This window comes from Rhizobium lusitanum (assembly GCF_014189535.1).
GTDB classification, from domain to species: Bacteria; Pseudomonadota; Alphaproteobacteria; order Rhizobiales; family Rhizobiaceae; genus Rhizobium; species Rhizobium lusitanum_C.
The window spans coordinates 1,915,254-1,941,324 of record NZ_CP050308.1 but is presented as its reverse complement, the minus strand read 5'-3'; the positions used below and the strand labels follow the sequence as shown (position 1 = coordinate 1,941,324).

Below are 26,071 nucleotides of genomic sequence, written 5' to 3'. Positions count from 1 at the left end.
AATGCCGACATTCGTTCGCGCGCTTTACAAGGTGATCTACGATGCAGTGTACCATTTCGTCGAGGACGACGGGTTTGCCATGGCGAGCCATGTCGCGCTTTCGACGCTGCTGGCGGTCTTTCCTTTCCTGATCTTCGGCACCGCGCTTGCGAGCTTTCTTGGCGCCAGCCAGTTTTCCTCGACCGCGGTGCACCTGATCTTCGACACCTGGCCGGAGGCGATCGCCAAGCCGGTGGCCGATCAGGTGGTGCAGGTGCTGACAATCCCGCGCGGTGGGCTGTTGACGATCTCGGTGCTGGCCGCCGCCTATTTCGCCTCCAACGGTGTCGAGGCGCTGCGCATCTCGCTCAACCGCGCCTATCGCGTGCCGGAGACGCGGCCATGGTATTTCAACCGCCTCGCCAGCCTCGGCTATGTGCTGATCGCGGTTCTGATCTTTGCGCTTCTGAGCATCCTGCTGGTCGCCGTGCCGCTGGCGCTGAATTATACGCGGCAATGGCTGCCGGCGCTTGCCGATATCCTCGACGTCGTTTTCAGCTGGCGGATCTACGGCACCATTTTCCTGCTGGTGGCGGGGCTGTTGATCCTGCATCTGTGGCTGGCGGCGGGGCGGCGGCGCTTGTTCGACGTCATTCCCGGCGTGTTCCTGACCCTGGTCTTCTGGTCGATCGGCGCGCTGCTCTTTGCCTATTATCTTTCGACCTTCGCCAACTATACCGCCACTTATGCCGGCCTCGCCTCGGTGATGATCGTCCTCATCTTCCTCTACATGCTAGCGGTGATCTTCATCTTGGGGGCGGAGATCAATGCGGCGCTGATGAAGTTCAAGGTGCGGCGCCTGCTTTTTGGCAAGGCGGCAGCCAATCGGCAAGCAGCCATCCAAGAGGCCGACAAGCAGCAATCAGAGGCCGATGCGGCGGCGAAGCTGCGCAGGTGACATGCCCCGCCGGCGCCATTCGGCAATGCCGGTATCGCCCTGGCTCTTCGACAGTTTGCGGCCGTCGTCACCGAGGATCAGCCGGTGATGGTGGTAGAGCGGCTCCGGCAGGCCGAGCAAGACCTGCAACAGACGGTGGATCGAGGTGGCGTGGAAAAGGTCGAGGCCGCGCACGACATGGGTGATGCCTTGCGTCGCGTCATCGACGACCACGGACAGATGGTAGCTCGACGGCGCATCGGAGCGCGACAGCACGACATCGCCCCAGGCGGCGGGATCGGCAAGGATATTACCCGTCTCGCCATCGCCGCTTTCGCGCCAATGGAGCGGCTGGCCGACCTCGGCTATGGCTTTTTCCATATCGAGCCGCCAGGCATGCTTGAGTCCGGTATCCAGCAATCGCCGCCGCTCTTCCGGGCTGCGTTCGCGGTCGTCAGGTGGATAGAGCGGCGTTCCGTCCGGATCGCGAGGCCAGGGTTTGCCGTTGGCCTCACCTGCTGCGACCCGCGCTTTCACCTCGCCGCGTGTCAGAAAGGCGGGATAGACGAGGCCGCGATCGATCAGCGACTGCAGGGCGCTCTGGTAGGCCGGGAAATGCTCTGACTGCCGGCGCACCGGTTCCTCCCAGGCAAGGCCAAGCCAGCGGAGGTCGGTCAAAATCCCCGCTTCGAAATCGGGTGTGCAACGGGCCTGATCTATGTCTTCGATACGCAGGAGAAAATTGCCGCCGGCCCTGATCGCCATGTCATGGTTGAGGATCGCCGACAGCGCATGGCCGAGATGCAGCGGGCCGTTCGGGCTCGGCGCGAAGCGGAATCTCGGTTTTTGACGGGGAATCGCGATCATGCTTTCTTCTGCCACGAATTTTAATCCCGGACCATGAGACGCCATGCACATCATTCGCGATGAAGACGATATCAGGGAGGGGCTGGCGGCGCTGGTCGAGCTCGATCCGCGTCTGCGGCAGATTATCTCCGAAGCCGGACCCGTGCCGCTGCGCCTGCGCGAGCCGGGCTTCGAGGGGCTTGCCCATATCATCGTCTCGCAGGTTGTGTCGCGGGCAAGCGCCGACGCGATCTGGGGGCGGATGACGGCGAGGATCGGGCGGGTGACGGCCGAGGCCTATGCCGGGCTGGAGCCGGATGCCTGGCGCGGCTTCGGCCTGTCGCGAATCAAGGCGGATACCCTTGCGCGGGTTGCCGATGCGGTTGTCGAAGGCCGCATCGATCTACTTTCGTTGAGCACTGAGCATCCGAAAAAGGCATTGTCCGAACTCACCGCCATCAAGGGGATAGGCCCGTGGACGGCGGAGGTCTATTTGATGTTCTGTGGCGGTCACGCAGATGTGTTCCCGGTCGGCGATGTCGCCCTGCAGGCCGCCGTCGGCATGGCGTTTGGTCATGAAATCAGGCCCTTGCCGAAGCTTTTGGCTCGGGAAGCGGCGGTTTGGGCGCCCTGGCGCTCGGTCGCGGCCCGGCTTTTCTGGGCATATTATGCCGTCAAGACCCGGCGAGAGGCGCTGCCCATAGATTAATCAGTGGGTGTCATAGATCAGCCTCTTTGCACTGAATTTATTGGACTTCACAATCCTGTAACAACCGGCCTAATATACAGGTGCAGATGCCGAATCGATCAGGAGGGTTCCTTGACGATTGCAGTCTCCCCGCAGTCCTTACCGGCGCTCGTCCTGAACGCTGACTATAGACCGCTAAGTTATTACCCCTTGTCGCTCTGGTCCTGGCAGGACGCGATCAAGGCGGTTTTCCTTGACCGTGTGAATATCATTGCTCAATACGATCAGTGCGTATCCTCGCCGAGCTTCTCGATGCGGTTGCCGAGCGTTGTCTGCCTTAAGACTTACGTTCAGCCGTCCCGCAACCCGGCCTTTACCCGGTTCAACGTCTTCCTGCGCGACCGGTTCGAGTGCCAGTATTGCGGTACCCATGACGACCTGACCTTCGACCATGTCATCCCGCGCGCCCATGGCGGCGAGACGACCTGGCAGAATGTCGTGGCGGCCTGCTCGCCGTGCAACTTGCGCAAGGGCAGCAAGCTGCCAAAGCAGGCGGGCATGTTCCCGGCACAGAAGCCGTATCAGCCGACCGTGCAGGATCTGCACAATAACGGCCGCCTGTTCCCGCCGAACTATCTGCACGATAGCTGGCTTGACTATCTCTACTGGGATACGGAGCTGCAGCCTTAAAGGGCAGTTATCGTCTCGGCGGCTTCCGAGTTTGCGGAGAGTGCGTCACCTCCTTTGTCACTGTCGTGACGGAGGAGGTATCAGAGGCGCGGCATATGAGAGATTGCGATCTCTGCCCGAGATCATCCAGCCTTCTTCACACCAACGAAAGCAATCGCCGCGAGGATCACGCTGGCGACCACGTTCCAGCCCGCCATCGAGATGCCGAGGACGCGGAGCGCTGCTTCCGTGCAGGACGGCCCCTTGACGGTGCTGAGCTCATTCAACAGGTCGCCGGCATTCTGCGTCAAGCTGCCGGCCGAGGTGGAGCAGGTGGTCGGTCCGGCCCAGAAGTGCCATTCGACGCCGGCATGGTAGACGCCGATGCCGCCGCCGACCACCATCAGGAGGCCGGCAATGGCTAGCAGCGTGCGGGTGATCCAGGAGGGCAGGCGGGCGGCGGCTGTCAAGGCTGCGACGATCGCGACCGGAATGCCGTAATAATAGGGTTGGCGTTGCTCCAGGCAGAGCGCGCAAGGGATATAGTGCCCGATATACTGGAAGCCGAGCGCCGAACCGACGACGATGATCATGCCGATCGCAAGTAGCGCCGAATAGCCAAGGCCGGCGCGAGAGGAGGTCAAGGTCTGGGACATCAGAGGGCTCCGTGGTCAGTTCGCTAGGGCAAAGTGGAAGATGCCGTAGAGGGCGATGAGAACGCCGGCGCCGACCATGGTGATCTGGCCGAGGCGCTTCTCGATGAAGTGCCGGATTGATTCACCGTAGCGGCGCAGCAGGAAGGCCAGCAGGAAGAAGCGCGCGCCACGCGCGATGATGGCCGAGATGATGAAGAGACCGAGATCGATATGGGCCACGCCGGAGAGGATCGTCACCACCTTGATCGGTGGTAGATGCGCAAGGCCCGATGTGACCAGCAGCAGGACGATCCATTCGTAGGTGACGCCTGCGCTCATCTGATTGAAGGCATCGAGCTTGCCGTAGAATTCCAGGATCGGCTTGGCGATCGCCTCGAAGGCGTAGTAGCCGAGCGCCCAGCCGGCGATGCCGCCGAGCACGGAGGCGATGGTCGCCGTCAGCGCATAGCGCCAGGCCCGCTCGGGCTTTGCCAGCGACATGGGCAGGAACAGGACGTCGGCGGGGACAAGAAAGACAGAGCTTTCGACGAAGGCGATAACGGCCAACCAGACTTCCGCCGATTTGCGGCCGGCAAGCGACATGGTCCAGTCGTAGAGTCTACGAAGCATAGTACCCCCTTTTGCTGCGTTGCACACCTTTAGGGACGAGGATTGTGGCTGTAAATGGCCGCAGGCTCAGGCGGGCAGCACAAAGTCAAAATTTTTCGTGAAGCTGGGGTGATTGCCGGCGGTGTGTTTTTGTTTAGTGTTTTCTTATGTTTCTGGTTTTGGACACTGTGCCGATGAAGGTTTTTTCAGCCTCCGTGTTTAGTAAATATCTATATTTTTGGCGAATTTTCTAAAGAAATTAAATACTTCTCGGTAATCCATGTTATGTTGAGGCAATAATTAAAATAATCAGGCAAGGAGAATTTAGATGATGCGGTTTAATTTATTTTTCACCGGACGGCAGTATGCAATTTTCTTCATTGAAACATCGGTTCTGTCCGCTGGTATTGCCTTAATTATTATCGCTAATCTTCCTGTGATTCACTGAATTCTGTTGATCGTTGCCCGGATGGGCGGCGCCTATTGCATGGCTGACTCCCTTCTCGCATGTACTTTACCGTGCTTTGGAACTTTTTCTGCATCCAATGGTTTATAGTTTGTGATGTGGAGGAGTATCGCAATGAGCAATGATTTCAATAGACCAAATCCAGACCTTGGAACGACGCCGTTGTCACGCCGCCCTCCCTGGGCATCGTGGCTACCTATCTTGGCGATTGCTGTCGTCGCCGCACTGGTGTGGAGCTTCTGGCCTCACACAACCTCGATGGAAACAACAGCTCCGGCGGCTCAGACCACAACGACACCACCACCTGCAACGTCAACGCCACCGGCTACATCAACGCAGCCTGCGACGGCACCCGCTCAGCAGTAGAGAAAGCCCGCCAGCAATGGCGGGTTTTCTATCCGCAAGATCCCGGCCACGCCTTGAGGGAGTGCTTTGCTCCTTCATCTCCTGGATCAGGAGTCATTTTGGTGGGCGGTGGGTTCTTGCGTGCAAGTTCAATGAGTTGCTCTGATATAAAAGCTAATATGAAATTAAAGTAAAATATTCCCTGAAATCCGTGCTATGATGGCTCTCATAGGAAACGGTTTCCGCATTTTGCGCGGAAATGAAACTGTCTTCTTCCCTTCTTGGTAGGCAACGATACGTGGGAATGTCGGTAACGACGGCAGGCGCCGTCGTGATGCTAGCTGTGAAAGCCCTTGCCCAACCGACCAGCAACTCAAACGGAGGATGCAGATAATGCCAATCCATATCGCTCCAACCTTGAAAACCCGCAAGGGGTTCAAGTGCAAGATCAGTGAAAAGACCGGCACGGTGTTTCGCGAGATCACCACGGGTAAGGTCGACCAACGACTGGAGAAGGCCGGGCTTCTCAAAGCTCTGCGTATAGAGCGGGAACGGCCAACACGCCCGCAGCGCCCGGTTTGATGACACCTCAGGCGGCGCACCGGTGGCCGCCTGCGAGACCTGCTCAGCCAATTAAATGCTCTAATCCGAAAGCCCGCTCTTTGCGGGTTTTTTGCTGCGCGAAATTTGGCTAATCGGCCGCCGGATGTGAACAAATGCGGTCTGCTTTTGCCCCACATCTCTTGCTAACCTGGGTCATCCTATTTCAGACGCGCCGCAGCAGCTACGCCAAGCCCAAAACTACAACATGTCGCCCAGGCTCCAATGGTTATTCCATCGCACGTCGATCTCGTCGTCGACGTTTTGATATCTGATGTCGGTGGAGAGGCGTAGTCGCTGACCTTTATCCTGGTTGGTCGTGGAGGCGTGGATCATAAACGGCGAGTGGAGCATAATGTCACCGGCCTCATAATTCGCGGCGAGCCAGCGTGTGTTGAACCGCTCTGCCATTTCCGGCAGGTCCTTTGAAACCCATCCGCCTTCCGTCATATTGCGATTGTAAGCGCTCACCTGTTCTTCGGGGCTGAGATGTTTGTTCCGCTCGCTAAATTCGCGTTCCATCTTCAAGCCAATCGCGTGCGATCCTTCGAGATAGACCAGGCCGCCCATTTCAAGGGGAGTGTCGCCAATCGGGATCCATGTGGTCACTACTCGGCTTGTGCCCCCACGCAGGTAGACAAGATCATAGTGCGCCGGCGTTACGGTCGCTGTTCCCGGACGGACAAAGCGCATGATCTTGCGCTTGTGCAAATAAGAGATACCCGACAGAAATTCGTCCATAAAGTGCGCGATCCGGGGCTGCGCGCAGAAGCCCTCATATGCTGTGGAGCGGACCAAGGACATGAGGCAGCGGTCCGCCGCTCTATTTTCAAGCTCCGCCGCTGATGCTATTCCATACCGGACGTCCGTGCCTTGCTCGATCAGGCCTGTTTTGGCCAAATGGGCGAAGACCCAACCCCGGAATTCGATGACCTCGTTTCGTAGCAAGAAGCCTTTCAACCATACATAGCCGTTCTCCTCATAGAGACGACGGATCGCCCCCACACCTATATTCGGATCGGTCGGGGTCAGATACCCGAACCGCTCCGGGGCCATCGACAGGATCTTTCCGTTTGCGGCGAGGGGGAGGCTTGCCTCGCTTGGTTGGGTAATCTGCCTGGAAATTGACATTTCGCGCGTCCGGTGTTTGGGTTATTTGTGTCCAGATGCTAGCAAATAACGGTCATTACCTACATGGAGGAAAGTCACGCTGGACTTTTCGCTCACCATGAATCCAACGGAAGCAATCTATCGGTCGCCCCTCGCAACCGCCGGCGGTCTTGCCGTCATTGGCAGCGGGAGGCAGCATGTCAATCACGCGGTCAAGTGTCGGAAGCTGCCGAGCTATGCGGTTGTTCTGGTGGAACGGGGCCAGGGTTTTATCGAGACCGATGCCGGCGGCCGGCGGAGCGTCACAGGCCCAGCCCTTTTCTGGCTATTTCCAAACCGTCAGCACTCATATGGCCCGGATGCCGCCGGTTGGAGCGAGCGGTGGGCGCTTTTCGAAGGCTCTTTCACGCGCGATTTCGTGCGGTTACGGCTCTTTAGCGAGCGAGATCCGGTCGTGGTGCTTCGGAACCTGGACCGGGTGCAGCGACTGTTCAGCAATCTTCACACCGACCTTTTAGATGATACGAATCTTGGAAGGGCGTCCGCCGCATCGATTCTGCACCAGATTGTTGTCTTGGCGGCAAGACAGGCAAGCCGCGCCGCGCCTTTACGCGGCCATACGACCGATATGGCGGAGATCGTCGAAGTGTTGCGGAAAAGGACAATGCAGCCTCTCGACCTAGCTGCGTTCGCTGCCGAGCATGGGATGTCGACTGCCACGCTACGCAGGAAATTTATCGAAGAGACCGGATTGCCGCCGAAGAAATTTCAGCTTCGGGTGCGCATGGATCACGCCAAGGAGCTTCTGGCGACGACGGCTGAAAAGATCGAGATCATTGCGGTCACAGTCGGAATAGAAGACCCCTTCTATTTTTCGCGGCTGTTTCATGAACGCGAAGGCTGCACACCTCGCGAATTCCGGGCGCGGTACATGAGAGTCTGAGGGGTGGAATTCAATCGCCTATCAATACGGTCTCAGACGATGTCATGCTGAAAGCAAAGACGGGAAAACACAGACGAATTCGATGAGAATTCTGGATGGTGGTGCCCCATGCCGGAGTCGAACCAGCACTTCTTTCGAAACTCGATTTTGAGTCGAGCGCGTCTACCAATTCCGCCAATGGGGCAACGGATCCTGACGAGGCGGGTGTCTAGCATGTGATCGCCCGAGCGCGCAAGACGGCTGACGAAGGAATGCAGGTGTTTTCGGTACTTGAGATATGGCCCATGGCGCGGAGGGCGCCATGGGCTGTTGTGTTGGTGGGGGTGAACCGCCGTCTCAGTGCGCCATTGCCGGCGCTCTATCCGTTGAACCGGGCTTGCTGATGGTCAGGGCCAGGATCGCGGCGAGTACGCAGAAGGCACCGGCGACGAAGAAGGCGGGCAGGTAGGTGTTGAGTTCGGTGCGGGTCAGGCCGGCGCCATAGGCGGCGGTGGCGGCGCCCATCTGGTGGGCGGCAAAGACCCAGCCGAAGACCAGGCCGGCCTTTTCGCGGCCGAAACGGTCGGCGGCGATCTTGACGGTCGGCGGCACGGTGGCGATCCAGTCGAGGCCATAGAAGACGGCGAAGATCGACAGGCCGTAGAAGGTGAAGTCGCTGAAGGGCAGGTAGACCAGCGACAGGCCGCGCAGACCGTAATACCAGAAGAGCAGCCAGCGATTGTCGAAGCGGTCGGAGAGCCAGCCGGAGCCGATGGTGCCGAAGAAATCGAAGATGCCCATGACGGCAAGCACGCTGGCGGCGGCCACCGGCACGATGCCGAAATCACCGCAGAGCGTGACGAAATGCGTCTGGATCAGGCCGTTTGTGGAGAGCCCGCAGATGAAGAAGGTGGCCGCGAGGATCCAGAAGGTCGAGCTCTTCGACGCTTCCTTCAGGATGACGATCGGCGAGGCGAGCGCCGCCTTCAGGCTCTTGGTGGCGGGTGGCGGCGTGACGTGGATCTCGCCGACGAGCGGCAGGTTCATGTCCGACGGCCGGTCGCGCATCAAGAGCAGCACGACCAGGGCGGCGACGACGATCATGCCGCAGACGAAGATTACGGTGGTGCGCCAGCCGTAGCGCGTCGTCAGTTCGGCCATCAGCGGCAGGAAGACGAGCTGGCCGGTAGCGGAGCTTGCCGAGAGCATGCCGATGACAAGGCCGCGATGCTTGGTGAACCAGCGCGTCGAGACCGTGGCGGCGAGCACCATGGCGGTAAGGCCGGTACCGAAGCCGACGATGATGCCCCAGCAGAGCAGCAGCTGCCAGACTTGCGTCATGAATAGCGAGCCGATGAAGCCGACGCTGATGGTGGCAAGCGCAAAGACGATGACCTTACGGACGCCGAAATAATTCATGAAGGCGGCGGCGAAAGGCCCCATCAGGCCGAACAGCACGAGGCGGACGGCGAGTGCCGAGGAAATGGACGACGTGCTCCAGCCGAACTCATCTTCCAGTGGCTTGATGAGCACGCCGGGCGCGCCCATGGCGCCGGCGGTGACGAGCATGGTGAGGAAAGTGGCGCCGACGACAACCCATCCGTAATGGATGTTGCGGCGGGCCAGCGTCGAAGCGAGGGCTGTGGAGACCATGGGATGCGTTCCAGTGGGGTTTCGTGTTTCGGCGTTCAATATCGGGAAAGATTGGCGGACTTAACTGCGGACGGATGGCGGTATTATATTCGCTTATCGCGCGCTGCTGCTCTCCTGGCTTGAACGATTGTGCAAAGGCATTTAGATGATCGCGATCATATTTGTTGCATATTCATGATGGTCGTCATATAAATTGTCAATCAAGATTTATTGAAGCTCTGATGGAGTTTTTTGATGAGAGTGAGCCGGGAAAAATTCGCCGAGAACCGCGAGAAGATCCTCGCGGTGGCGGGTGAGCTTTTTCGTGAAAAGGGATTTGACGGCATTGGCGTCGCTGACATCATGAAGGCGGCCGGGCTGACGCATGGCGGCTTCTACGGTCATTTCGAATCCAAGGACGAACTGGCCTGCGAGGCCAGCAAGGCGGTGGTGTCTCGCTCGCTGGAGCGCTGGAAGGAAGTGGTCGACGGTGCGCCGGGCGAGCCGCTGGATGCGCTGCTTGCGCATTATCTTTCACATCGCAATGTCGTCGAGCATGCGACCGGTTGCGTCTTCGCGGCGCTGACGCAGGAGGTTAGCCGTCACGGCCCGAAAATGCAGTCGACCTTTACCGGTGGCCTGATGGGCATGGCGGCGATCCTTGAGGAGATCACACCCGGCGAAACGCCGGAGGAGCGACGCCGTAAGGCGCTTGTCAGCCTCTCGGCCATGGTCGGCGCCGTCATCCTGGCCCGGGCAATGGACAACCCCGAACTATCACAGGAATTTCTTGCCGCCACCCGGCAGGAGCTGACGCCCACGCCGGGGAGCACCAAGGAATGATGTCGGCCTAGAACGGTTCCGCGTTTCATGGAATCGCGGAACCGTTCTATCTCTTTGCTTTTACGCAATTCCGGACGGAAAACCGCTTCGCACTTTTCCTGGAATTGCTTTAATCGCGGAAGGCCAGCAGCCCGTTGGCCTCGACGATCTCCGTGATCTTGCCATCGGGGGCGACTTCCAGCAATTCCGTCCGGAGTGCGGCCTCGAAATCCGCGAGTTTGTCGCCAAGCGCTTGCGGCGAGGTGGAGGACATCGAAAAGACGCGGCCGACGATATCCTCGATATCTCGCACATATTCCCTGACGATGCCGATGCGCTCGAGGTTGCGGAAGGGCGAGGCGAGCAGCATCGCCTCATGCGGCGCCCAAGCCTTGCCCTTGCGCAACAGGCGCTCCTCGTGGCGCTCCGGCGAAAAAGTCTCCGCCAGCTTTTCGACGATGCCGCGCCAATCCGGGCTCGCCAGGATCGTCTTGTCATGAAACAGCACGACCGCGCCATCAGGCTCGATCAGTTTGTCGAGCGCTGCCAGCGTCGCCGCGCGATCCATCCAGTGGAAGGAGCGGCCCATGATGCAGAGATGCAGCTTGCCGATGTCTGGCCCGAGATCATAGGAAGATCCCTGACGGACGGTAATCCCGACGCCGGCTTCCTTCGCACCGACTTCGGCGGCGGCGAGCATTTCCGGTTCGGGGTCCATGGCAGTGACTGTGGCGCCCTGAAGCCGCGCAAAGGCAATGCCGAGCTGGCCGGGGCCGCAGCCGAGATCAAGCACATGGTCGCCGGCCTTCAGGCCGCTGCGCTCAGCCACGCGAGCGATCAGGGTATCGGGATAGGGGATGCGATAGCGCAGATAATAAGCTGCGGTGGATTGAAAACGCCGCGCTTCGAAGGGCATGGTGGTCATGGGTGGATCCTCGGGGTAGGGAACCTTGACCTGTTATGACTCAACTGTGACCGGGGCGTGAAATAACGTTTGCGCGATTTGCCGCGGGCTCAATTGGCTTCAGAGCTTGGTATTGCCCCTCACCCTAGCCCTCACCCCGCAGCCGGGGCGAGGGGACCGCTCAGCGTTTGCTCTTATCTCCCATTCACTCATGACATACTGACTGAATGCAATACCCCCCTCTCTCCGCATTGACGAGAAGAGGGTTGGGGTGAGGGGTCAGGCACGTCGTTGCCGCAACGGCAGCCGTGCCTGACCAGCATTCAAAATCCTCACTTAAACCCAGCAACCCCATGCGGGACGTAAGGTGATTCCAGTGCCTCGATCTCTTCCGGCGTCAATTTGACGGCCAGCGAGGCGACGGCGTCGGCGATGTGGCCGGGCTTGGAGGCGCCGACGATTGGGGCGGTGACGGCGCTTTTCTGCAGGATCCAGGCGGTGGCGACCTGGGCGCGGGCAATGCCGCGGGCCTTGGCGATGGTGCCAACGGCTTCGACGACATTGCGGTCGGCTTCCAATGCCTGGGTGTAGAGCGTCTTGCCGAATTCGTCGGTTTCCGTGCGCGCCGTTGCCTCGTCCCAGTCGCGGGTGAGGCGGCCGCGGGCCAGCGGGCTCCATGGGATGACGGCGATCTTTTGGTCTTCGCAGAAAGGCAGCATCTCGCGCTCTTCCTCGCGATAGAGCAGGTTCAGGTGATCCTGCATGCTGACGAATTCGGTCCAGCCGTTAAGACGCGAGGTATAGATCGCCTTGGCGAACTGCCAGGCATACATCGAGGAGGCGCCGATATAGCGGGCCTTTCCGGCCTTGACGACGTCGTGCAGCGCTTCCAGTGTTTCCTCGATCGGCGTCGTATAGTCCCAACGGTGGATCTGATAGAGGTCGACATAATCGGTGCCGAGGCGGCGCAGGCTGTTATCGATCTCGTCGAAGATCGCCTTGCGCGACAGGCCGGCGCCGTTCGGGCCGGGACGCATGCGGTTGAACACCTTCGTTGCCAGCACAATGTCTTCGCGGCGGGAGAAATCCTTGATGGCGCGGCCGACGATCTCCTCCGAGGAGCCGTTGGAATAGGTGTTTGCCGTATCGAGGAAATTGATACCAGCCTCGATCGCCTGCTTGAGCAGCGGCCGGCTGTCTTCCTCTTTCAGCGACCAGGCATGTGTGCCTTTTCCGGGTTCGCCATAGGTCATGCAGCCCAAGCAGATGCGGGACACTTCAAGACCGGTTTTGCCAAACTTTACGTATTCCATCGATCGTCTCCATCCTGTTCCGGATATTCGATAGGCAAGCGCTCCGCTGCCGCAATGGGGCAGAGTGATGTACCATCATAATCAGACTAGCCGAGCAAAGCTCCACCGGTCAGCTCAATAATTCGCGATAGGCTCTGAAGCAGCACGAAACAAACATGGCGCAGTTTGTGGGGATTGCCATGTTAGGGCATTCAAACGCAGGCATTGGTTGTGTAACGATGGCGGTTCGAGCAGCCGGAGAACTTCCATGGGTTTCATTCGATTCTTCCGAGACCGCCGCCCGCTTGCCGCGATCATTATCGGGCTGATCCTGGGGCCTGCCATCGTCATGGCCTATCTCGGCAAGGGACGCATGGCCGTCGCCTATCTCCTGCTTTCCAATCTGGCGGTGTTTTTTGCAGTCTTCGCGCTGCCGCAACTGACTCTGATGGCGGCTGTGGCGATTGCGGTGGTGTGCTTTCATCTGCTTGGCTGCATCCACGGCTACTTGCTGGCGCGAAGAGGAGCGGCCGATTGGCAATATCGCTGGTTCTCTCGCTGGTACAATATTTTCCTGTTTTTCTGGTTGCTGCCGATCGTCGTCGCGCTCCTCATCCGCTCGTTCGTCGCCCAGCCTTTTACCATCCCTTCCGGTTCGATGATGCCGACGCTGACGCCGGGCGACTATGCCTTCGTGACGAAATTCAATTACGGTTATGGGCGCTACTCCTTCCCGTACCGGGCTGACTGGATTCCGCTGAAAATGTTCGGCGCGAAGCCTGAGCGGGGGGGACGTCGTCATTTTTGCCTATCCTCCGGCGCCGGAGGTCGACTACGTGAAGCGCGTCATCGGATTGCCCGGCGATCACATCCAGATGAAGGGCGGGATCGTCTTCATCAACGGGCAGGCCGTGCCGCGCGATGCCGAGGGCACGATCACATCGACTTACAGCATGGAACCGGGCGAACTTCCCGTCTTCGGCGAGGTGCTGGACAATGGCGCCCGTTATCAGACGCTCGATCTCTCGCCGAATTCGCGAGGGGACAATACCGGTGAATACAGCGTGCCCGAGGGGCATTATTTCGTCATGGGCGATAATCGCGATAATTCCAACGATAGCCGCTTCGATGTCGGCTTCGTGCCGGAGGCAAATATCTATGGCAAGTTCTGGCTATTGTTTTACCGCGAGGGGGCGAGAACCAGCTGGTCGCTTGTGCGCTAGACTTGGTGGCGGGGTTCGGTGGGATTGGGCTATCCCAATTGTTTTCTTGAATAGCCCGCTCGGGAAGTGTTAGCTGCGCTGCAACATTTTTCCGGAATTCCGCATGAAACTGCCCCCGCACGACACCTATGAGGCCCTTTATCGTGATTTTCGCTGGGAGATTCCGGCGAAATTCAACATCGGGCGTGCGGTCTGCGATGATTGGGCCGAGCGGGAGCCGGACCGGATCTGTCTCGAACATTTCAGCCCGGATAGCCATCGTCACAGCCTGACCTATGGCAAGCTGCGCGACCGCTCCGCCGCCTTCGCCAACGCCTTGACGGCGCTCGGTGTCTTGCGCGGCGATCGCGTGGCGCTGCTCTTGCCGCAAAGTTTTGAAACGGTTGTCGCGCATGTGGCGATCTACAAGATGGGCGCCATCGCCTTGCCGCTGGCGCTGCTGTTTGGCGCGGAAGCGCTGGAATATCGGCTTAAGGTCTCGGGCGCCTCGGTCATCGTCACCAATCGGTTCGGTCTCGAACGGCTACGGCCGATCCGCGACCGCCTGCCGGAATTGGCCCATGTGATCAGCATCGATAGTGGTGAGGAGGGTGTAGCCGGTTTTGCCGATCTCGTCGCGTCGCATCCGCCGCTCTTTGACGTCGCCGATACCGGGCCGGACGATCCGGCCTTGATGATCTTCACTTCCGGCACGACGGGGCCACCGAAGGGCGCGCTGCATGGCCACCGTGTTCTGCCGGGGCATATTCCCGGCATGCAGTTTGCTCACGAGGGTTTTCCGCAAGCCGGCGACAAGCTCTGGACGCCGTCGGACTGGGCCTGGGCGGGCGGTCTTCTGAACGCGCTGCTGCCAAGCCTGATGCTTGGTGTGCCCGTGGTCTCCTCGCCGGCGCAGAAATTCGACCCGCATACGGCATTTCGCATCATGGCCGAGATGGGCGTGCGCAATGCCTTCATCCCGCCGACGGCGCTGCGGCTGTTGAAATCGATCGACAATCCCCAAGCGCTTTATGACCTGAAGCTGCGCACTATTGGTTCTGCTGGAGAGGCGCTCGGACGCGAGACCTATGAATGGGCGCGGTCCGCGCTCGGCGTCACCGTCAACGAATTCTTCGGCCAGACCGAGTGCAATTTCGTGCTGTCCTCCAGCGCCGCTTTCGGCGTCAGCCGTGGCGGGGCGACCGGCAAGCCGGTGCCCGGCCATCGCGTTGCGATCGTCGATGCCGAGGGGCGGGAGATGCCGGTGGGCGAGAGCGGGCAGATCGCCATAAAGCGGCCAGATCCGGTGATGTTTCTCGGTTACTGGCAGGACGAGAAGGCGACGGCGGCGAAATTTGCCGGCGGCTGGATGCTGACCGGCGATCTCGGCCGGCAGGATGCGGAGGGCTATATCTCTTTCATCGGCCGCGACGATGACGTCATCACCTCCTCGGGCTACCGCATCGGCCCGAGCGAGATCGAGGATTGTCTCGGCGGTCATCCGGCCGTGCAGCTGGCGGCGGCCGTCGGCAAGCCGGATGCCGTGCGTACCGAGATCGTCAAGGCCTATGTGGTGCTGGTGCCGGGCCATGCGCCGAGCGAAGCGCTGGCCGCCGAAATCCGCGACTGGGTGAAGACGCGGCTCTCCATGCATGAATATCCGCGCGAGATCGAATTCGTCGACGAATTGCCGCTGACGACCTCGGGCAAGGTGATCCGCCGGTTGCTGCGTGACCGCGCCGCCGCCGAGACCGTTGATACGAAAGACTAGCGCCTCGTCAGCGACAATATCTTCTGGCGCAGCAGCTTCGCCATGTTGCGGGTGCTGCGATACATATGCAGTTGCGCCGCCACTTGCCGCACGTCGCGGTCGCCGTTCTGGGTCAGGCCGATGATCAGCGTGCCCATGTCCTCTCGCTCCTGCCAGAAGCGGCTCATGACGGGATGGTCGGGTGCTGCGCAGGAATCGGAGCGGACGATGTTGGCGTCGTCGAGATGCCATTCCGTCAGCTCGCCCAGCAACAGCTTGCCCGGCGAGAAGCGGGCGTATTCCTCATTATAAGCGGTCTTCCAAGTATAGGCTTCGCCACCCATCATCAGCACGATCATCGAGGCGATTGCCCGGCCGTTGAGGTCGATGGTGTGAATACGCACGGCGTCGACGGCGGCGAGGTTGGAAACGGCTTCGCGGGCAAAGGCCGCATGGTGGCGGTCGGTGACCAGCGCGCTGCGCTTCTTGCCCTTCCAGCCGCTTGCCTCCAGCGCTAGGAATTCCTCCATGCGCCGGTGAATGTCGCGCGGCTGGCGGGCGACGGCGTAGACGACCTCGCCATGGCTTTCCAGCAGGCGCCATTGCCGGCGCATTTCGCGCAGGTGCGCGTTCGAGATCGTCCGCTTGAGATAGGCGAGCGCATCGTCGCTGCTGTGGAGCATCGGTCTTTGATAGAGATTGGCGACGGTCAGCGGCAGGTTGCGGCCGATGGCGACGGCCTTTGCCATCTGCGCGAAACGGCCGTTCAATCTGATATCTGGGAGTACCAGCATCGTCGGCAGTTGCAGCTCGCGCTGGATCAGCGCCTCGAAAAGATTGTCGAGAGTTTCGCCGGCCTCCTCGGCATCCACCAGCGGCGTGCCGAGCGGCCCGAAGGAATTCGACCAGACGCGAATGATCGACGGGCCGATGGCAAAACCCGGCTTATCGACAGTGAAGGGCATCAGCAGGCGCATGCGGCTGCGGGCGCCGCTCTGGTCGCGCATCAGCGCGAGGCGAATGTGCCGATCCTCGAGGCGCGGCATGGCCGGCGCCAGGAAGCGGCCGGAGAAGAAGACATTCGGCTCCATCGCGCGGTTGGAAAGGAAATCCAGCTCGTCCTGCAGCTCATAGCCGAGCTTGCCGGGATAAAGGCAGAGTTCGCGGCCGGCTCGGCCGACTTCGACGCGGGCCTCGGCCTTGGGCGGCTCGAAATGCAGCGCCGCGAGTGTATGCGTGAGCGCATTCACTTGGCTGTTGGTGCTTTCGGTGAAGGGAGCGCGCGCCATGGTCAAAGTGCCCCGCTGGTTGCTGGTGTCGTCGGTCTGCGGACGAGCGCAAAAAGTACGATGCCGAGCGCGCGGCGCACGGCAATATGCAGCAGAATAGCCTCGAGCGCCATGGCGCTCGCCGTAGCGATGGCTGCACCTTCGATCCCGAAATGCGGAATAAGCAGGAGATTGAGACCGACATTGGCGACGAGCGCGGCAGCATAGAGATAGACGCAGAGCATCTGCCGGTCCGCCATCATCAATAATATCTCCGCCGGTCCGACCAATGCCCTGACGAGAACACCGGCAAGCAGAATAGCGATAACCACCTGGCCCTCGGTAAAGGCGGCGCCGAAGAGCGAGAGCAGAAATTGCCCGGCGGCCAGCACAACAAGACCGACGGCCAGCGCTGGAAAGAAGGTCCAGCGGGTGGCCTCGGTCGCGTAGGCTGCAAGCTTGGTCCGGTCGTTCTCGGCGATGATGGCGGCAAAGCGCGGGCCGATAGCGGCCTTGACGGCAAAATAGACGAAATGCACGAGAGCCATGATCTTGGCGGCGGCGAAATAGACGGCGACTTCGCTGGGATCAAGGAAGATGCCGACCACCACGACATCGGAATTGGTCAGCAGATAGCCGACGCCCTCGACCAGGAAGACCGGGAAGGCGACGGCGAGCCAGGCGTTGAACTCGATGGCCTTCGGGCCGTTCGGATAGTGACGGCGCAGGCGGAAGGTGACGGCGAGATATTGGCAAAGCACCGTGAGGAACGCGGCTGCGAGCGCGGCTGCCATGGCGGTGACCGCATCATGCGCCGCGCCGAAAAGGATCGCGGTGAGCATGAAGAGCAGGATCAGCGTCGGGCGGATCAGGAAGGTGGGGCTCAGCGCCATGACTGGCCAGTGATTAGCACGCGCCGTACCATCAAGCACATCTCCGAGCGCGATCATCGGCACGGCGATGAGGCCGAGGAAGATCGGCATCACGTAATAGCTCTCCACCATGCCGCTGAAGGCATGGAGGGCGGCCATGCCGACCAGCGCCAAGCCTCCGGCAACCGAGAGCACGAAGAGGCGTGCGGTGCGGTTCAGGCCGCGAATGGCGTCATGATTGCCGCTGGCGTCGTATTGCGGCAGGAAGCGGATGATCGCGGTCGGAAAGCCGAGGCAGGCGAGGTTGCCGAACAGGATCATCAATACCCAGACAAAGACGAAGATACCGTATTCGAAGCGGCCCATCATGCGGGCAAGTGCGATCTGCGAGATAAAGGCGAGGGCGGCGCCGGCAATGCGGATGGCAAAGGCGATGAGCGCCATGCGTTGAGAGATGGATTTTTCGTCAGTGCCGATGAAAACAGGGGCAAGTTTGCGCAAATAAGGAGACAGCACGATCCGCAGCCCGGACGGCAGCATTCTCTCAGCTGTTTGAAAGACCGTCATGATCGTTACGCAATACTTTAAATATGGGCTCAACCTCTCGATAGTTTTGGCAGAGGAGGGTTAAGAATCGGTTCTCCTTGGTAAATGAAATACATCAAGGACAGCCGCGCCAGCAAAAATGCCGCCCGGAGGCGGCATTTCATGGATCGATGGAACGGCGCAAAGCCTCAAACGGCCTCGTTTCTTTCAAGCATCGGTGATAATGCCTTTGTAGCTGGTGCTACGGACAATCATCGCGTCATCTCGCGATTTTCTGGGGCGCATCCTTATCCGATACGAGCTGGCCACCCTTGGCCCAGTGTTCGCGAGAAATCTCGCTGATCAGCACATCCACACTATCCGTCGGGCAGGCAAGCGTTTCGGCGGTAATCTGAGTGACCTTGCGGACGAAATCACGTTTTTGTTGGAGCGTACGGCCTGGATGCATTTCGAGGTGAATTGTCGGCATTGGAGAGCTCCTGTTTCACTGCCTTCTCGAACTGAGACGGCTGAGGCAAGGGAACTATGACCGCTAGCTTGCCTCCGATAAACGTGTTCTATGTTCATTCATTTAGAACCACTGGGTTTATAATATGGATAAATTATCCGGCATGGCGATGTTCGTGCGGGTGGTCGAACATGGCAGCTTTAGCGCCGCGGCCGACGCTGCTGGCGTGTCGCCCACCATGGCGGGCAAGCAAATCCGGGCAATAGAGGCAAGCTTGGGAGCTCGCCTGCTGCACCGGACCACCCGGCGGCAGCAGCTAACCGAAATCGGTCGTTTGTATTACGAGCGCTGCAAGCAAGTGTTGGCCGACGTGCAACTGGCTGATGCGAGCGCAAGCGAATTGCAGGCCGAGCCCCGTGGTCTCCTGCGCATCGTCTCTCCCGTTACTTTCGGAAGTCATCGCCTGATGCCGACGCTGTCCGACTATCTCGCCATGTATCCTGCCGTGAGCGTCGATCTCATGCTGGACAATGGGACCCCGGACCTGTCACGAGAAGGGTGTGAACTTGCAATCAGGATAGGCGCGGTTGCCGAGGCTGATCTGGTGGCGCGTCCTCTACAGCCATATCGAAGAATAATGGCCGCGTCCGCGACCTATCTGGAGCGGCGGGGCACGCCGGGACACCCCAGGGATCTCTCCACGCATGACTGTCTCGGCCTCTCCTATTGGCGCCGCCGGGACCAGTGGTACTTGTTCGGCCCGGATGGCGAGTGGCGGTCGGACGTGAGCGGGCGATTGTCCGCTGACAATGGTGATGCGCTGCGCGTGGCGGCCTTGAACGGAGCGGGTATCGTTCTTCAGCCGGAAGTCATGCTTGCTGATGATCTCGCCAGAGGCCGCCTTGTTCAGGTTCTGCCCGAATGGACGCCCGTCGCCTCGCCGATGTACCTGCTATATGCCGTGGACCGTCGGCCGACCGCGAAACTGCGCAGCATGATCGATTTCCTGCTGAAACGCTTTGGCGCATCCGCTGAATAGCGATCCCGCTGCATGTCGCTCGGGAGTTTCGGGCGAGGAATGCCAATCTGCATCGCGCATAAAAAATGCCGCCCTGAAGGCGGCATTTTGATTGTTGCTGAGAGATTTTGAAGCCTCAAACCACTTCGTTGCTCTCGAACGCTCCGTGGCAATGCTTGTATTTCTTGCCGGAGCCGCAGGGGCAGGCCTCGTTGCGGCCGATGCGGCCCCAGGTTGCCGGGTTCTGCGGGTCGCGGTTTTCCGGGGCGATGACGGTTTCGTTGATCATGCCGAGCGGCGCGAACTCGTCCTGGCCGGTGGTGGCGTCGATATGACTACCGTGCATCGGTGGGGGCTGCGGCTCGGCCGGCTGCTGCACCAGCTCGACGCGCGACAGCTGCGCGGTGACGGCCTGGCGAAGGTTGTTCAACAGGGCCTGGAAGAGTTCGAAGGCTTCGGCCTTGTATTCCTGCAGCGGGTCGCGCTGGGCATAGCCACGGAAGCCGATGACGGAGCGCAGGTGATCAAGGTTGACGATGTGCTCGCGCCAGAGATTGTCCAGCGTCTGCAGCACGATGGAGCGCTCGACATAGGTCATGATCTCGGGGCCAAAGCGTTCGGCCTTTTCGGCCGCGGCCTTTTCGACGACTTCCGTCATGCGTGCGCGGATGTCGTCCTCGGCAATGCCCTCTTCCTTGACCCAATCGTGAATCGGCAGGTCCAGGTCGAAGAAGTTGGCGACGGCGGTCTTCAGGCCGTCGGCATCCCACTGCTCGGCATAGGCACGTTCCGGAATGTGCTTTGAAACCAGATCCTCGATGACGTCGTGACGCATGTCGCCGACAGTCTCGGTGAGATCGGTGGCGTCCATCAGCTCGACGCGCTGCTCGAAGATGACCTTGCGCTGATCGTTCAGCACGTCGTCATACTTCAGAACGTTCTTGCGGATATCGAAGTTGCGGGCTTCGACCTTCTTCTGGGCGCGTTCCAGGGCCTTGTTGATCCAGGGATGGACGATGGCTTCGCCTTCCTTGAGGCCGAGCTTCTGCAGCATGCTGTCCATGCGGTCGGAGCCGAAAATGCGCATCAGGTCGTCCTGGAGGGACAGATAGAATTTCGAGCGGCCGGGGTCGCCCTGACGGCCGGAACGGCCGCGCAGCTGGTTGTCGATGCGGCGGCTTTCATGGCGTTCACTGGCGATGACGTAGAGACCGCCGGCGGCGATCGAGCGCTGCTTGAGCACCTGGATTTCCTCGGCGATCCTGGCGGTCGCCGCGTCGCGCTCCGGACCCGGCTCGATCTCGCCCAGGTCGCGTTCGACGCGCATTTCGAGGTTGCCGCCGAGCTGGATGTCGGTGCCGCGGCCGGCCATGTTGGTGGCGATCGTCACGGCGCCGGGAACACCGGCCTGGGCGACGATATAGGCTTCCTGCTCATGGTAGCGGGCGTTCAGGACCTGGAAGTTGGTGAAACCCTGCTTGCGCATCAGCTCGGCGAGAAGTTCCGACTTTTCGATCGAGGTGGTGCCGACGAGCACTGGCTGGTCGCGCTTATGCGCATCGAGAATTTCGGCAATGATCGCCTTGAACTTCTCTTCATGCGTACGATAGACCTCGTCGTCCTCGTCGATACGCTGGATCGGCAGGTTGGTCGGCACTTCGACCACTTCGAGGCCGTAGATGTTGCCGAATTCTTCCGCTTCCGTCGAGGCCGTGCCGGTCATGCCGGCGAGCTTGCCATACATGCGGAAGTAGTTCTGGAAGGTGATCTGCGCCAGCGTCTGGTTTTCCGGCTGGATCTGAACCCGTTCCTTGGCTTCCAGTGCCTGATGCTGGCCATCCGAATAGCGGCGGCCCGGCATCATGCGGCCGGTGAATTCGTCGATGATGACGACTTCGTCGTTGCGGACGATGTAGTCCTTGTCGCGCTGGAAGAGCTTGTGGGCCTTGAGCGCGTTGTTGATGTGGTGGACGATAGCGACGTTTTCGACGTCGTAGAGCGATTCACCCTTCAAGAGGCCTGCCTCGCGCAGCATGTTCTCCAGCTTCTCGGTGCCGTCTTCGGAGAAGTTGGCCGAGCGCTGCTTTTCGTCGATCTCGTAGTCGTCCTTGGTCAGGCCCGGAATGAAGGCGTCGATGGTCGTGTAGAGATCGGAGCGGTCGTCGAGCGGGCCGGAAATGATCAGCGGCGTGCGCGCTTCGTCGACAAGGATCGAGTCCACTTCGTCGACGATCGCGAAATTGTGACCGCGCTGCACCATCTGGCCGCGATCGTATTTCATGTTGTCGCGCAGATAGTCGAAGCCGAGTTCGTTGTTGGTGGCGTAGGTGACGTCGCAGGCATAGGCCTCACGGCGTTCGTCATCCGACAGGCCGTGGACGATGACGCCGGTGCGCATGCCGAGAAATTCGTAGAGGCGGCCCATGGTGGCGCTGTCGCGCTGCGCCAGATAGTCGTTGACGGTAACGACATGCACACCCTTGCCGGCCAGCGCGTTCAGGTAGACCGGCAGCGTTCCGACCAGCGTCTTGCCTTCGCCTGTCTTCATCTCGGCGATGGCGTTGGAATGCAGGATCATGCCGCCGATGAGCTGTACGTCAAAAGGTCGCATGCCAAGGACACGCCGCGAGGCTTCGCGCGCCACGGCGAAGGCTGGAACGAGAATATCGTCGAGCGTCTTGCCGTCGGCAAGCTGCTGGCGAAACTCAACCGTCTTGGCGGCGAGGGCTTCGTCAGACAAGGCACGCATCTGCTCTTCGAGCGCGTTGATCGCAACGACATTCGGCTGGTACGACTTGACCCGGCGGTCGTTGGACGAGCCAAACAACTTGCGGGCAATTCCACCTAGGCTGACCATCTGAATGGTCCTTTCTGAGATTTCATCCTGTCGTTTTCTGCTTCATCCATCTCCGAAAAAAACGGGAGTTCAGCACAAAACGCCCGGAAACTGTTCTGGACGCGAGGTTGCGTGACAGATAAGAGGGGGGTCGATTGATGTCAACGGGAATTGGCCGATACAGAAAGGCCACATTCTCCTGCTGAAGGCTTTTTTCCTGCCGGATTCACAGCTTCGAGCCGGTCGAGACCACCGAAAGGTTATTTTATGCTGAACTATAATAAACTTGCTGCGGTTGCTTTCGCAACATTCGTTACGTTGCATGCGCCGGTTTTTGCCGATGATGCGAAGGATCCGGTCGTCGCCAAGGTCGGCGATGTCGAAATCCATCAGTCCGAACTCGATCTCGCGATCGCCAACCTCGACCCACAGCTCGGTCAGTTGCCGGACGATCAGAAGAAGGTCGCAGCACTTTCGGCTTCGATCGACGTGAAGCTGCTCGCCAAGGACGCTGCTGCCGAAAAGCTCGATCAGACGCCGGCTTTCCAGTCGCATATGGCCTATCTGCGTGACCGCGAGCTGCACAATGCCTATTTCAAGGCCCATGTCGCCGACGCCATCACCGACGATGAAGTCAAGGCGCGCTACGACAAGGAAGTCGCAGCCCTGCCGAAGCAGGAAGAAGTTCATGCTCGCCACATCCTGGTGAAGACCGAGGACGAAGCCAAGGCGATCATCAAGGAACTCGACGCCGGCAAGGATTTCGCCACGCTCGCCAAGGAAAAGTCCACCGACCCGAACAAGGCTGACGGCGGCGATCTCGGCTATTTCGCCCATGGCCGCATGGTCAAGGAATTCGAAGATGCAGCCTTCGCGCTGCCGGTCGGCACCTACACCAAGACCCCGGTCAAGAGCGATTTCGGCTGGCACGTCATCAAGGTCGAAGACAAGCGCGTTGCTCCGCCACCGCCGTTCGACCAGGTTAAGGATCAGGTTCGTCAGCTCGTCATGCGCGACAAGTATCTTGAGCTTCTGAACAAGGCCAAGCAGGACACCAAGGTCGCGATCAGCGACCCGGCACTGAGCAAGGCCTATGAAGATGCGCAGAAGCAGCAGGATGCAGCACCGGCGGACGACGCCATTGCTCCTGACGCTCAGCCGCAGCAGTAAGTCGTCGCAGTCACAACTATCTGGGCCCGGTTTTTCCGGGCCCTTCATTATCAGGTGGCCTCATGTCCGGTTCCGTCTCTCCGCTTGCTCCCAAATCCTTTACTGCCATGCCGGCTTTGCGCGGCGTGCGCATGATCACGGCGTCCGCCGGTATCAAGTACAAGAACCGGACTGACGTCCTGCTCATGGTCTTCGACAAGCCGGCCGCCGTCGCGGGTGTTTTCACCCGTTCGAAGTGCCCGTCGGCCCCGGTCGATTTCTGCCGTTCGAACCTGGCCCATGGCAGCGCTCGCGCCGTCGTCGTCAATTCCGGCAATGCCAATGCCTTTACCGGCCTCAAGGGTCGCCAGGCGACCGAGCTCACCGCCAAGTCGGCTGCTGCCGCCGTCGGTTGCGGTGAGAACGAAGTTTACCTCGCCTCGACCGGTGTCATCGGTGAGCCGCTCGATGCGACCAAGTTCGCCGGCGTACTCGACACCATGGCGAAGGACGCTACCGGCGACTTCTGGTTCGAGGCTGCCAAGGCGATCATGACCACGGATACCTATCCGAAGGTCGCCACCCGCAGCGCCGAGATCGATAGCGTCAAGGTCACCATCAACGGCATCGCCAAGGGCGCCGGCATGATCGCGCCCGACATGGCGACGATGCTGTCCTTCGTCGTCACCGACGCAGACATTTCCGCTTCCGCTTTGCAGGCGCTGCTCTCCGACGGCGTCGGCCCGAGCTTCAATTCGATGACGATCGACAGCGACACGTCGACGTCCGACACGTTGATGCTGTTTGCCACGGGTGCTGCCGCCGCCGATGGTCAGGCGCGTATCGAGCGCGCCGACGATCCGAAGCTTGCTGGCTTCCGCGCGGCTCTGAACGAGCTCCTCAAGGACCTTGCCATCCAGGTCGTCCGTGATGGCGAAGGTGCCACCAAGATGCTGGAGATCACGGTCACTGGCGCCGAGAGTGATGCTAGCGCCAAGCGCATCGCGCTCTCGATCGCCAATTCGCCACTGGTCAAGACGGCCGCCGCCGGCGAGGACGCCAATTGGGGTCGTATCGTCATGGCTGTCGGCAAGGCCGGCGAAGTGGCCGACCGCGACAAGCTCGCCATCTGGTTCGGCGATATCCGCGTTGCCGTCGATGGCGAGCGCGACGCTACCTATTCCGAGGAAGCCGCTTCCAACGTGATGAAGCGGCAGGATATTCCCGTGAAAGTCGACCTCGGGCTCGGCAATGGCCGTGCAACGGTCTGGACCTGCGACCTCACCAAGGAATATGTTGCCATCAATGGCGACTACCGGAGCTGATATTGAACTGATGCACGCGCTGTCCTCGATGAACAAACTGCCTTTGGTGCGCAGGCTGGAAGCTGTTGGTTTCCGGGCCTGGCCGGCTTCGTCCGTGCAGTATGACGGTAGCTGGCAGGTGCGGCTGACGGCGGGCCATCCGTCGAAGCGGCTGAATTGCGTCGTGCCGCTCGATCCCTCCGACCATCGCGATCTGGAGATCCGTCTGACGAAGGCGCAGCGCAAGTTCGAAGCCTATGGCCGGCTGATGGTGGTGCGCGAAACGCCACTGGCCTCGCCGATGCTGATCGAGCTGTTGCAGCGCGAGGGCTGGACGCGGTTCGAAGAGACCATCGTCATGATCGCAGATCTCGTCGATCTCGAATTGCCGGATGCGCTGGACCATCTGCCGAGCCACGATGTCGGCCGCTATGTCGACGCCAGCCTGCTGGTCGATCGCGCCGATCCCGCGCTCAAGCCCGCTCTGGCGGAAGTGGTGAGCGGCATCAAGCCGCCGTCGGGCCTTTTTGTCATCGAGAATGACGACGCCGGGCCGGTGGCGACGACGCTTTGTGTGCAGGACAATGATCTCGCCGGCATCATGTCGGTTTCGGTTTCGGCCGAACATCGGCGCAAGGGATTGGGTGTCGAGATCCTGACATCGGCGCTCCGTTGGGCGCGCATGCGCAGCGCCCGGACCGCCTGGCTTCAGGTCGGTGCTTCAAACGACCCGGCGCTGGCGCTTTATGCCCGCTTCGGTTTCCGCGAGGCCTATCGTTATTGCTACTGGCGTTCCCCGGGGGAGGCATGAGCGACGCAGGCCGCAAGATCATTCTCGTCGCCGCCTGCGCGCTGATCGACACCGATGGCCGTATTCTTCTGGCGCAACGGCCGGAAGGAAAATCGCTGGCCGGCCTCTGGGAGTTTCCCGGCGGCAAGGTCGAGCCCGGCGAAACGCCGGAGGAGACGCTGGTGCGCGAGCTTGAGGAAGAGCTCGGCATCCAGACGAAGATTGCCTGCCTCGCGCCGCTGACCTTCGCCAGCCACACCTACGAGACCTTCCACCTGCTGATGCCGCTTTACATATGCCGGCGCTACGAGGGCATTCCGTATGGCCGCGAAGGCCAGGCGATCAAATGGGTGCGGCCGCTGGCCCTGCGCGACTATCCGATGCCGCCGGCCGACGAGCCGCTGATCCCGTTCTTGCAGGATCTGCTGTAGG

At 60.3% G+C, this 26,071-nt stretch carries 25 protein-coding genes, 1 tRNA gene and 1 pseudogene; 14 read left to right on the top strand and 13 right to left on the bottom strand.

The features are described from left to right. Window position 1: 1 nt before the first annotated feature. Window positions 2-937, top strand: a complete 936-nt coding sequence (locus HB780_RS23145; RefSeq protein ID WP_183697075.1) for a YihY/virulence factor BrkB family protein — start codon at window positions 2-4, stop codon at window positions 935-937. Here HB780_RS23145 and gluQRS read toward each other — a convergent pair. Next, window positions 902-1,783, bottom strand: a complete 882-nt coding sequence (gluQRS, locus tag HB780_RS23140; protein WP_183697074.1) for a tRNA glutamyl-Q(34) synthetase GluQRS — start codon at window positions 1,781-1,783, stop codon at window positions 902-904. The genes HB780_RS23145 and gluQRS overlap by 36 nt on opposite strands. Before the next feature lie 43 nt (window positions 1,784-1,826). On the opposite strand from gluQRS, the gene HB780_RS23135 reads away from it, so the two are divergent. Both HB780_RS23135 and HB780_RS23130 read left to right on the top strand, forming a co-directional pair. Continuing rightward, window positions 1,827-2,471, top strand: a complete 645-nt coding sequence (locus tag HB780_RS23135; RefSeq protein WP_183697073.1) for a DNA-3-methyladenine glycosylase family protein — start codon at window positions 1,827-1,829, stop codon at window positions 2,469-2,471. A gap of 111 nt (window positions 2,472-2,582) precedes the next feature. Next, the gene (locus HB780_RS23130; protein WP_183697071.1) at window positions 2,583-3,140 is read left to right on the top strand and encodes an HNH endonuclease; all 558 of its coding nucleotides are present in this window, start codon (window positions 2,583-2,585) and stop codon (window positions 3,138-3,140) included. A gap of 122 nt (window positions 3,141-3,262) precedes the next feature. Here the strand turns inward: HB780_RS23130 and HB780_RS23125 are convergent, their stop codons facing one another. Then, complete coding sequence (locus HB780_RS23125; protein WP_183697069.1) at window positions 3,263-3,775, bottom strand: disulfide bond formation protein B; 513 nt, start codon at window positions 3,773-3,775, stop codon at window positions 3,263-3,265. 15 nt (window positions 3,776-3,790) lie between these two features. Then, window positions 3,791-4,384, bottom strand: a complete 594-nt coding sequence (locus tag HB780_RS23120) for a YqaA family protein (RefSeq protein WP_183697068.1) — start codon at window positions 4,382-4,384, stop codon at window positions 3,791-3,793. 633 nt (window positions 4,385-5,017) lie between these two features. On the opposite strand from HB780_RS23120, the gene HB780_RS23115 reads away from it, so the two are divergent. Continuing rightward, window positions 5,018-5,368, top strand: a complete 351-nt coding sequence (locus HB780_RS23115) for a hypothetical protein (RefSeq protein ID WP_183697065.1) — start codon at window positions 5,018-5,020, stop codon at window positions 5,366-5,368. Here the strand turns inward: HB780_RS23115 and HB780_RS23110 are convergent. Then, on the bottom strand, window positions 5,349-5,807 hold the full coding sequence (locus HB780_RS23110) for a hypothetical protein (protein ID WP_183697062.1): 459 nt from the start codon (window positions 5,805-5,807) through the stop codon (window positions 5,349-5,351). The two genes, HB780_RS23115 and HB780_RS23110, sit on opposite strands and share 20 nt — an antisense overlap. Before the next feature lie 168 nt (window positions 5,808-5,975). Next, on the bottom strand, window positions 5,976-6,905 hold the full coding sequence (locus HB780_RS23105; RefSeq protein ID WP_183697058.1) for a phytanoyl-CoA dioxygenase family protein: 930 nt from the start codon (window positions 6,903-6,905) through the stop codon (window positions 5,976-5,978). 97 nt (window positions 6,906-7,002) lie between these two features. Here HB780_RS23105 and HB780_RS23100 point away from each other — a divergent pair, with 97 nt between their 5' ends. Further along, window positions 7,003-7,827 carry a helix-turn-helix domain-containing protein gene (locus tag HB780_RS23100; protein ID WP_183697055.1) on the top strand — a complete coding sequence of 275 codons (825 nt, stop codon included), beginning with the start codon at window positions 7,003-7,005 and terminating at the stop codon, window positions 7,825-7,827. Window positions 7,828-7,926: 99 nt separating this feature from the next. Here the strand turns inward: HB780_RS23100 and HB780_RS23095 are convergent. Together HB780_RS23095 and HB780_RS23090 are read right to left on the bottom strand one after the other, a co-directional pair. Then, window positions 7,927-8,011, bottom strand: a tRNA-Leu gene (locus HB780_RS23095). Between the two features lie 152 nt (window positions 8,012-8,163). Then, entirely contained in the window at window positions 8,164-9,459 is a 1,296-nt protein-coding gene (locus HB780_RS23090; RefSeq protein WP_183697053.1) for an MFS transporter, read from the bottom strand. A gap of 234 nt (window positions 9,460-9,693) precedes the next feature. Between HB780_RS23090 and HB780_RS23085 the strand changes: the two genes are divergently transcribed. Beyond that, a complete protein-coding gene (locus tag HB780_RS23085; protein WP_183697050.1) occupies window positions 9,694-10,281 on the top strand; it encodes a TetR/AcrR family transcriptional regulator in 588 nt (195 codons plus the stop codon). Window positions 10,282-10,390: 109 nt separating this feature from the next. Here the strand turns inward: HB780_RS23085 and HB780_RS23080 are convergent, their stop codons facing one another. Further along, a complete protein-coding gene (locus HB780_RS23080; protein WP_183697047.1) occupies window positions 10,391-11,185 on the bottom strand; it encodes a class I SAM-dependent methyltransferase in 795 nt (264 codons plus the stop codon). Window positions 11,186-11,496: 311 nt separating this feature from the next. Beyond that, window positions 11,497-12,477 (bottom strand): aldo/keto reductase, encoded by a 981-nt coding sequence (locus HB780_RS23075; RefSeq protein ID WP_183697044.1) that lies wholly within the window; start codon window positions 12,475-12,477, stop codon window positions 11,497-11,499. A gap of 247 nt (window positions 12,478-12,724) precedes the next feature. Here HB780_RS23075 and HB780_RS33385 point away from each other — a divergent pair. The 3 genes and pseudogenes from HB780_RS33385 to HB780_RS23065 form a co-directional block, all read left to right on the top strand. Then, window positions 12,725-13,120: pseudogene (locus HB780_RS33385) on the top strand (signal peptidase I); the annotation flags it as partial. A 172-nt stretch (window positions 13,121-13,292) separates the two neighbouring features. Next, window positions 13,293-13,679, top strand: a complete 387-nt coding sequence (gene lepB / locus HB780_RS33175; RefSeq protein ID WP_435693918.1) for a signal peptidase I — start codon at window positions 13,293-13,295, stop codon at window positions 13,677-13,679. 103 nt (window positions 13,680-13,782) lie between these two features. Beyond that, complete coding sequence (locus tag HB780_RS23065) at window positions 13,783-15,429, top strand: AMP-binding protein (RefSeq protein WP_183697041.1); 1,647 nt, start codon at window positions 13,783-13,785, stop codon at window positions 15,427-15,429. Here the strand turns inward: HB780_RS23065 and HB780_RS23060 are convergent. The 3 genes from HB780_RS23060 to HB780_RS23050 form a co-directional block, all read right to left on the bottom strand. Then, a complete protein-coding gene (locus tag HB780_RS23060; RefSeq protein ID WP_183697038.1) occupies window positions 15,426-16,697 on the bottom strand; it encodes a GNAT family N-acetyltransferase in 1,272 nt (423 codons plus the stop codon). The two genes, HB780_RS23065 and HB780_RS23060, sit on opposite strands and share 4 nt — an antisense overlap. A gap of 2 nt (window positions 16,698-16,699) precedes the next feature. Next, entirely contained in the window at window positions 16,700-18,115 is a 1,416-nt protein-coding gene (locus HB780_RS23055; RefSeq protein WP_183697035.1) for a lipopolysaccharide biosynthesis protein, read from the bottom strand. A 238-nt stretch (window positions 18,116-18,353) separates the two neighbouring features. Continuing rightward, the gene (locus HB780_RS23050) at window positions 18,354-18,563 is read right to left on the bottom strand and encodes a 4-oxalocrotonate tautomerase (RefSeq protein WP_183697032.1); all 210 of its coding nucleotides are present in this window, start codon (window positions 18,561-18,563) and stop codon (window positions 18,354-18,356) included. A gap of 124 nt (window positions 18,564-18,687) precedes the next feature. On the opposite strand from HB780_RS23050, the gene HB780_RS23045 reads away from it, so the two are divergent. Next, window positions 18,688-19,581, top strand: a complete 894-nt coding sequence (locus HB780_RS23045) for a LysR family transcriptional regulator (protein ID WP_183697029.1) — start codon at window positions 18,688-18,690, stop codon at window positions 19,579-19,581. A 115-nt stretch (window positions 19,582-19,696) separates the two neighbouring features. Here HB780_RS23045 and secA read toward each other — a convergent pair whose 3' ends face one another. Next, complete coding sequence (secA, locus tag HB780_RS23040; RefSeq protein ID WP_183697026.1) at window positions 19,697-22,417, bottom strand: preprotein translocase subunit SecA; 2,721 nt, start codon at window positions 22,415-22,417, stop codon at window positions 19,697-19,699. Between the two features lie 246 nt (window positions 22,418-22,663). Here secA and HB780_RS23035 point away from each other — a divergent pair, with 246 nt between their 5' ends. The 4 genes from HB780_RS23035 (at window position 22,664) to mutT (ending at window position 26,070) form a co-directional block, all read left to right on the top strand. Continuing rightward, complete coding sequence (locus HB780_RS23035; protein ID WP_183697023.1) at window positions 22,664-23,566, top strand: peptidylprolyl isomerase; 903 nt, start codon at window positions 22,664-22,666, stop codon at window positions 23,564-23,566. A 62-nt stretch (window positions 23,567-23,628) separates the two neighbouring features. After that, a complete protein-coding gene (gene argJ / locus HB780_RS23030; RefSeq protein WP_183697020.1) occupies window positions 23,629-24,870 on the top strand; it encodes a bifunctional glutamate N-acetyltransferase/amino-acid acetyltransferase ArgJ in 1,242 nt (413 codons plus the stop codon). Then, on the top strand, window positions 24,851-25,660 hold the full coding sequence (locus tag HB780_RS23025; RefSeq protein WP_183697017.1) for a GNAT family N-acetyltransferase: 810 nt from the start codon (window positions 24,851-24,853) through the stop codon (window positions 25,658-25,660). Before argJ ends, HB780_RS23025 begins: the two co-directional genes overlap by 20 nt. Further along, entirely contained in the window at window positions 25,657-26,070 is a 414-nt protein-coding gene (gene mutT, locus HB780_RS23020) for an 8-oxo-dGTP diphosphatase MutT (RefSeq protein ID WP_183697014.1), read from the top strand. The genes HB780_RS23025 and mutT overlap by 4 nt, the downstream gene beginning before the upstream one ends. Window position 26,071 lies beyond the last annotated feature (1 nt).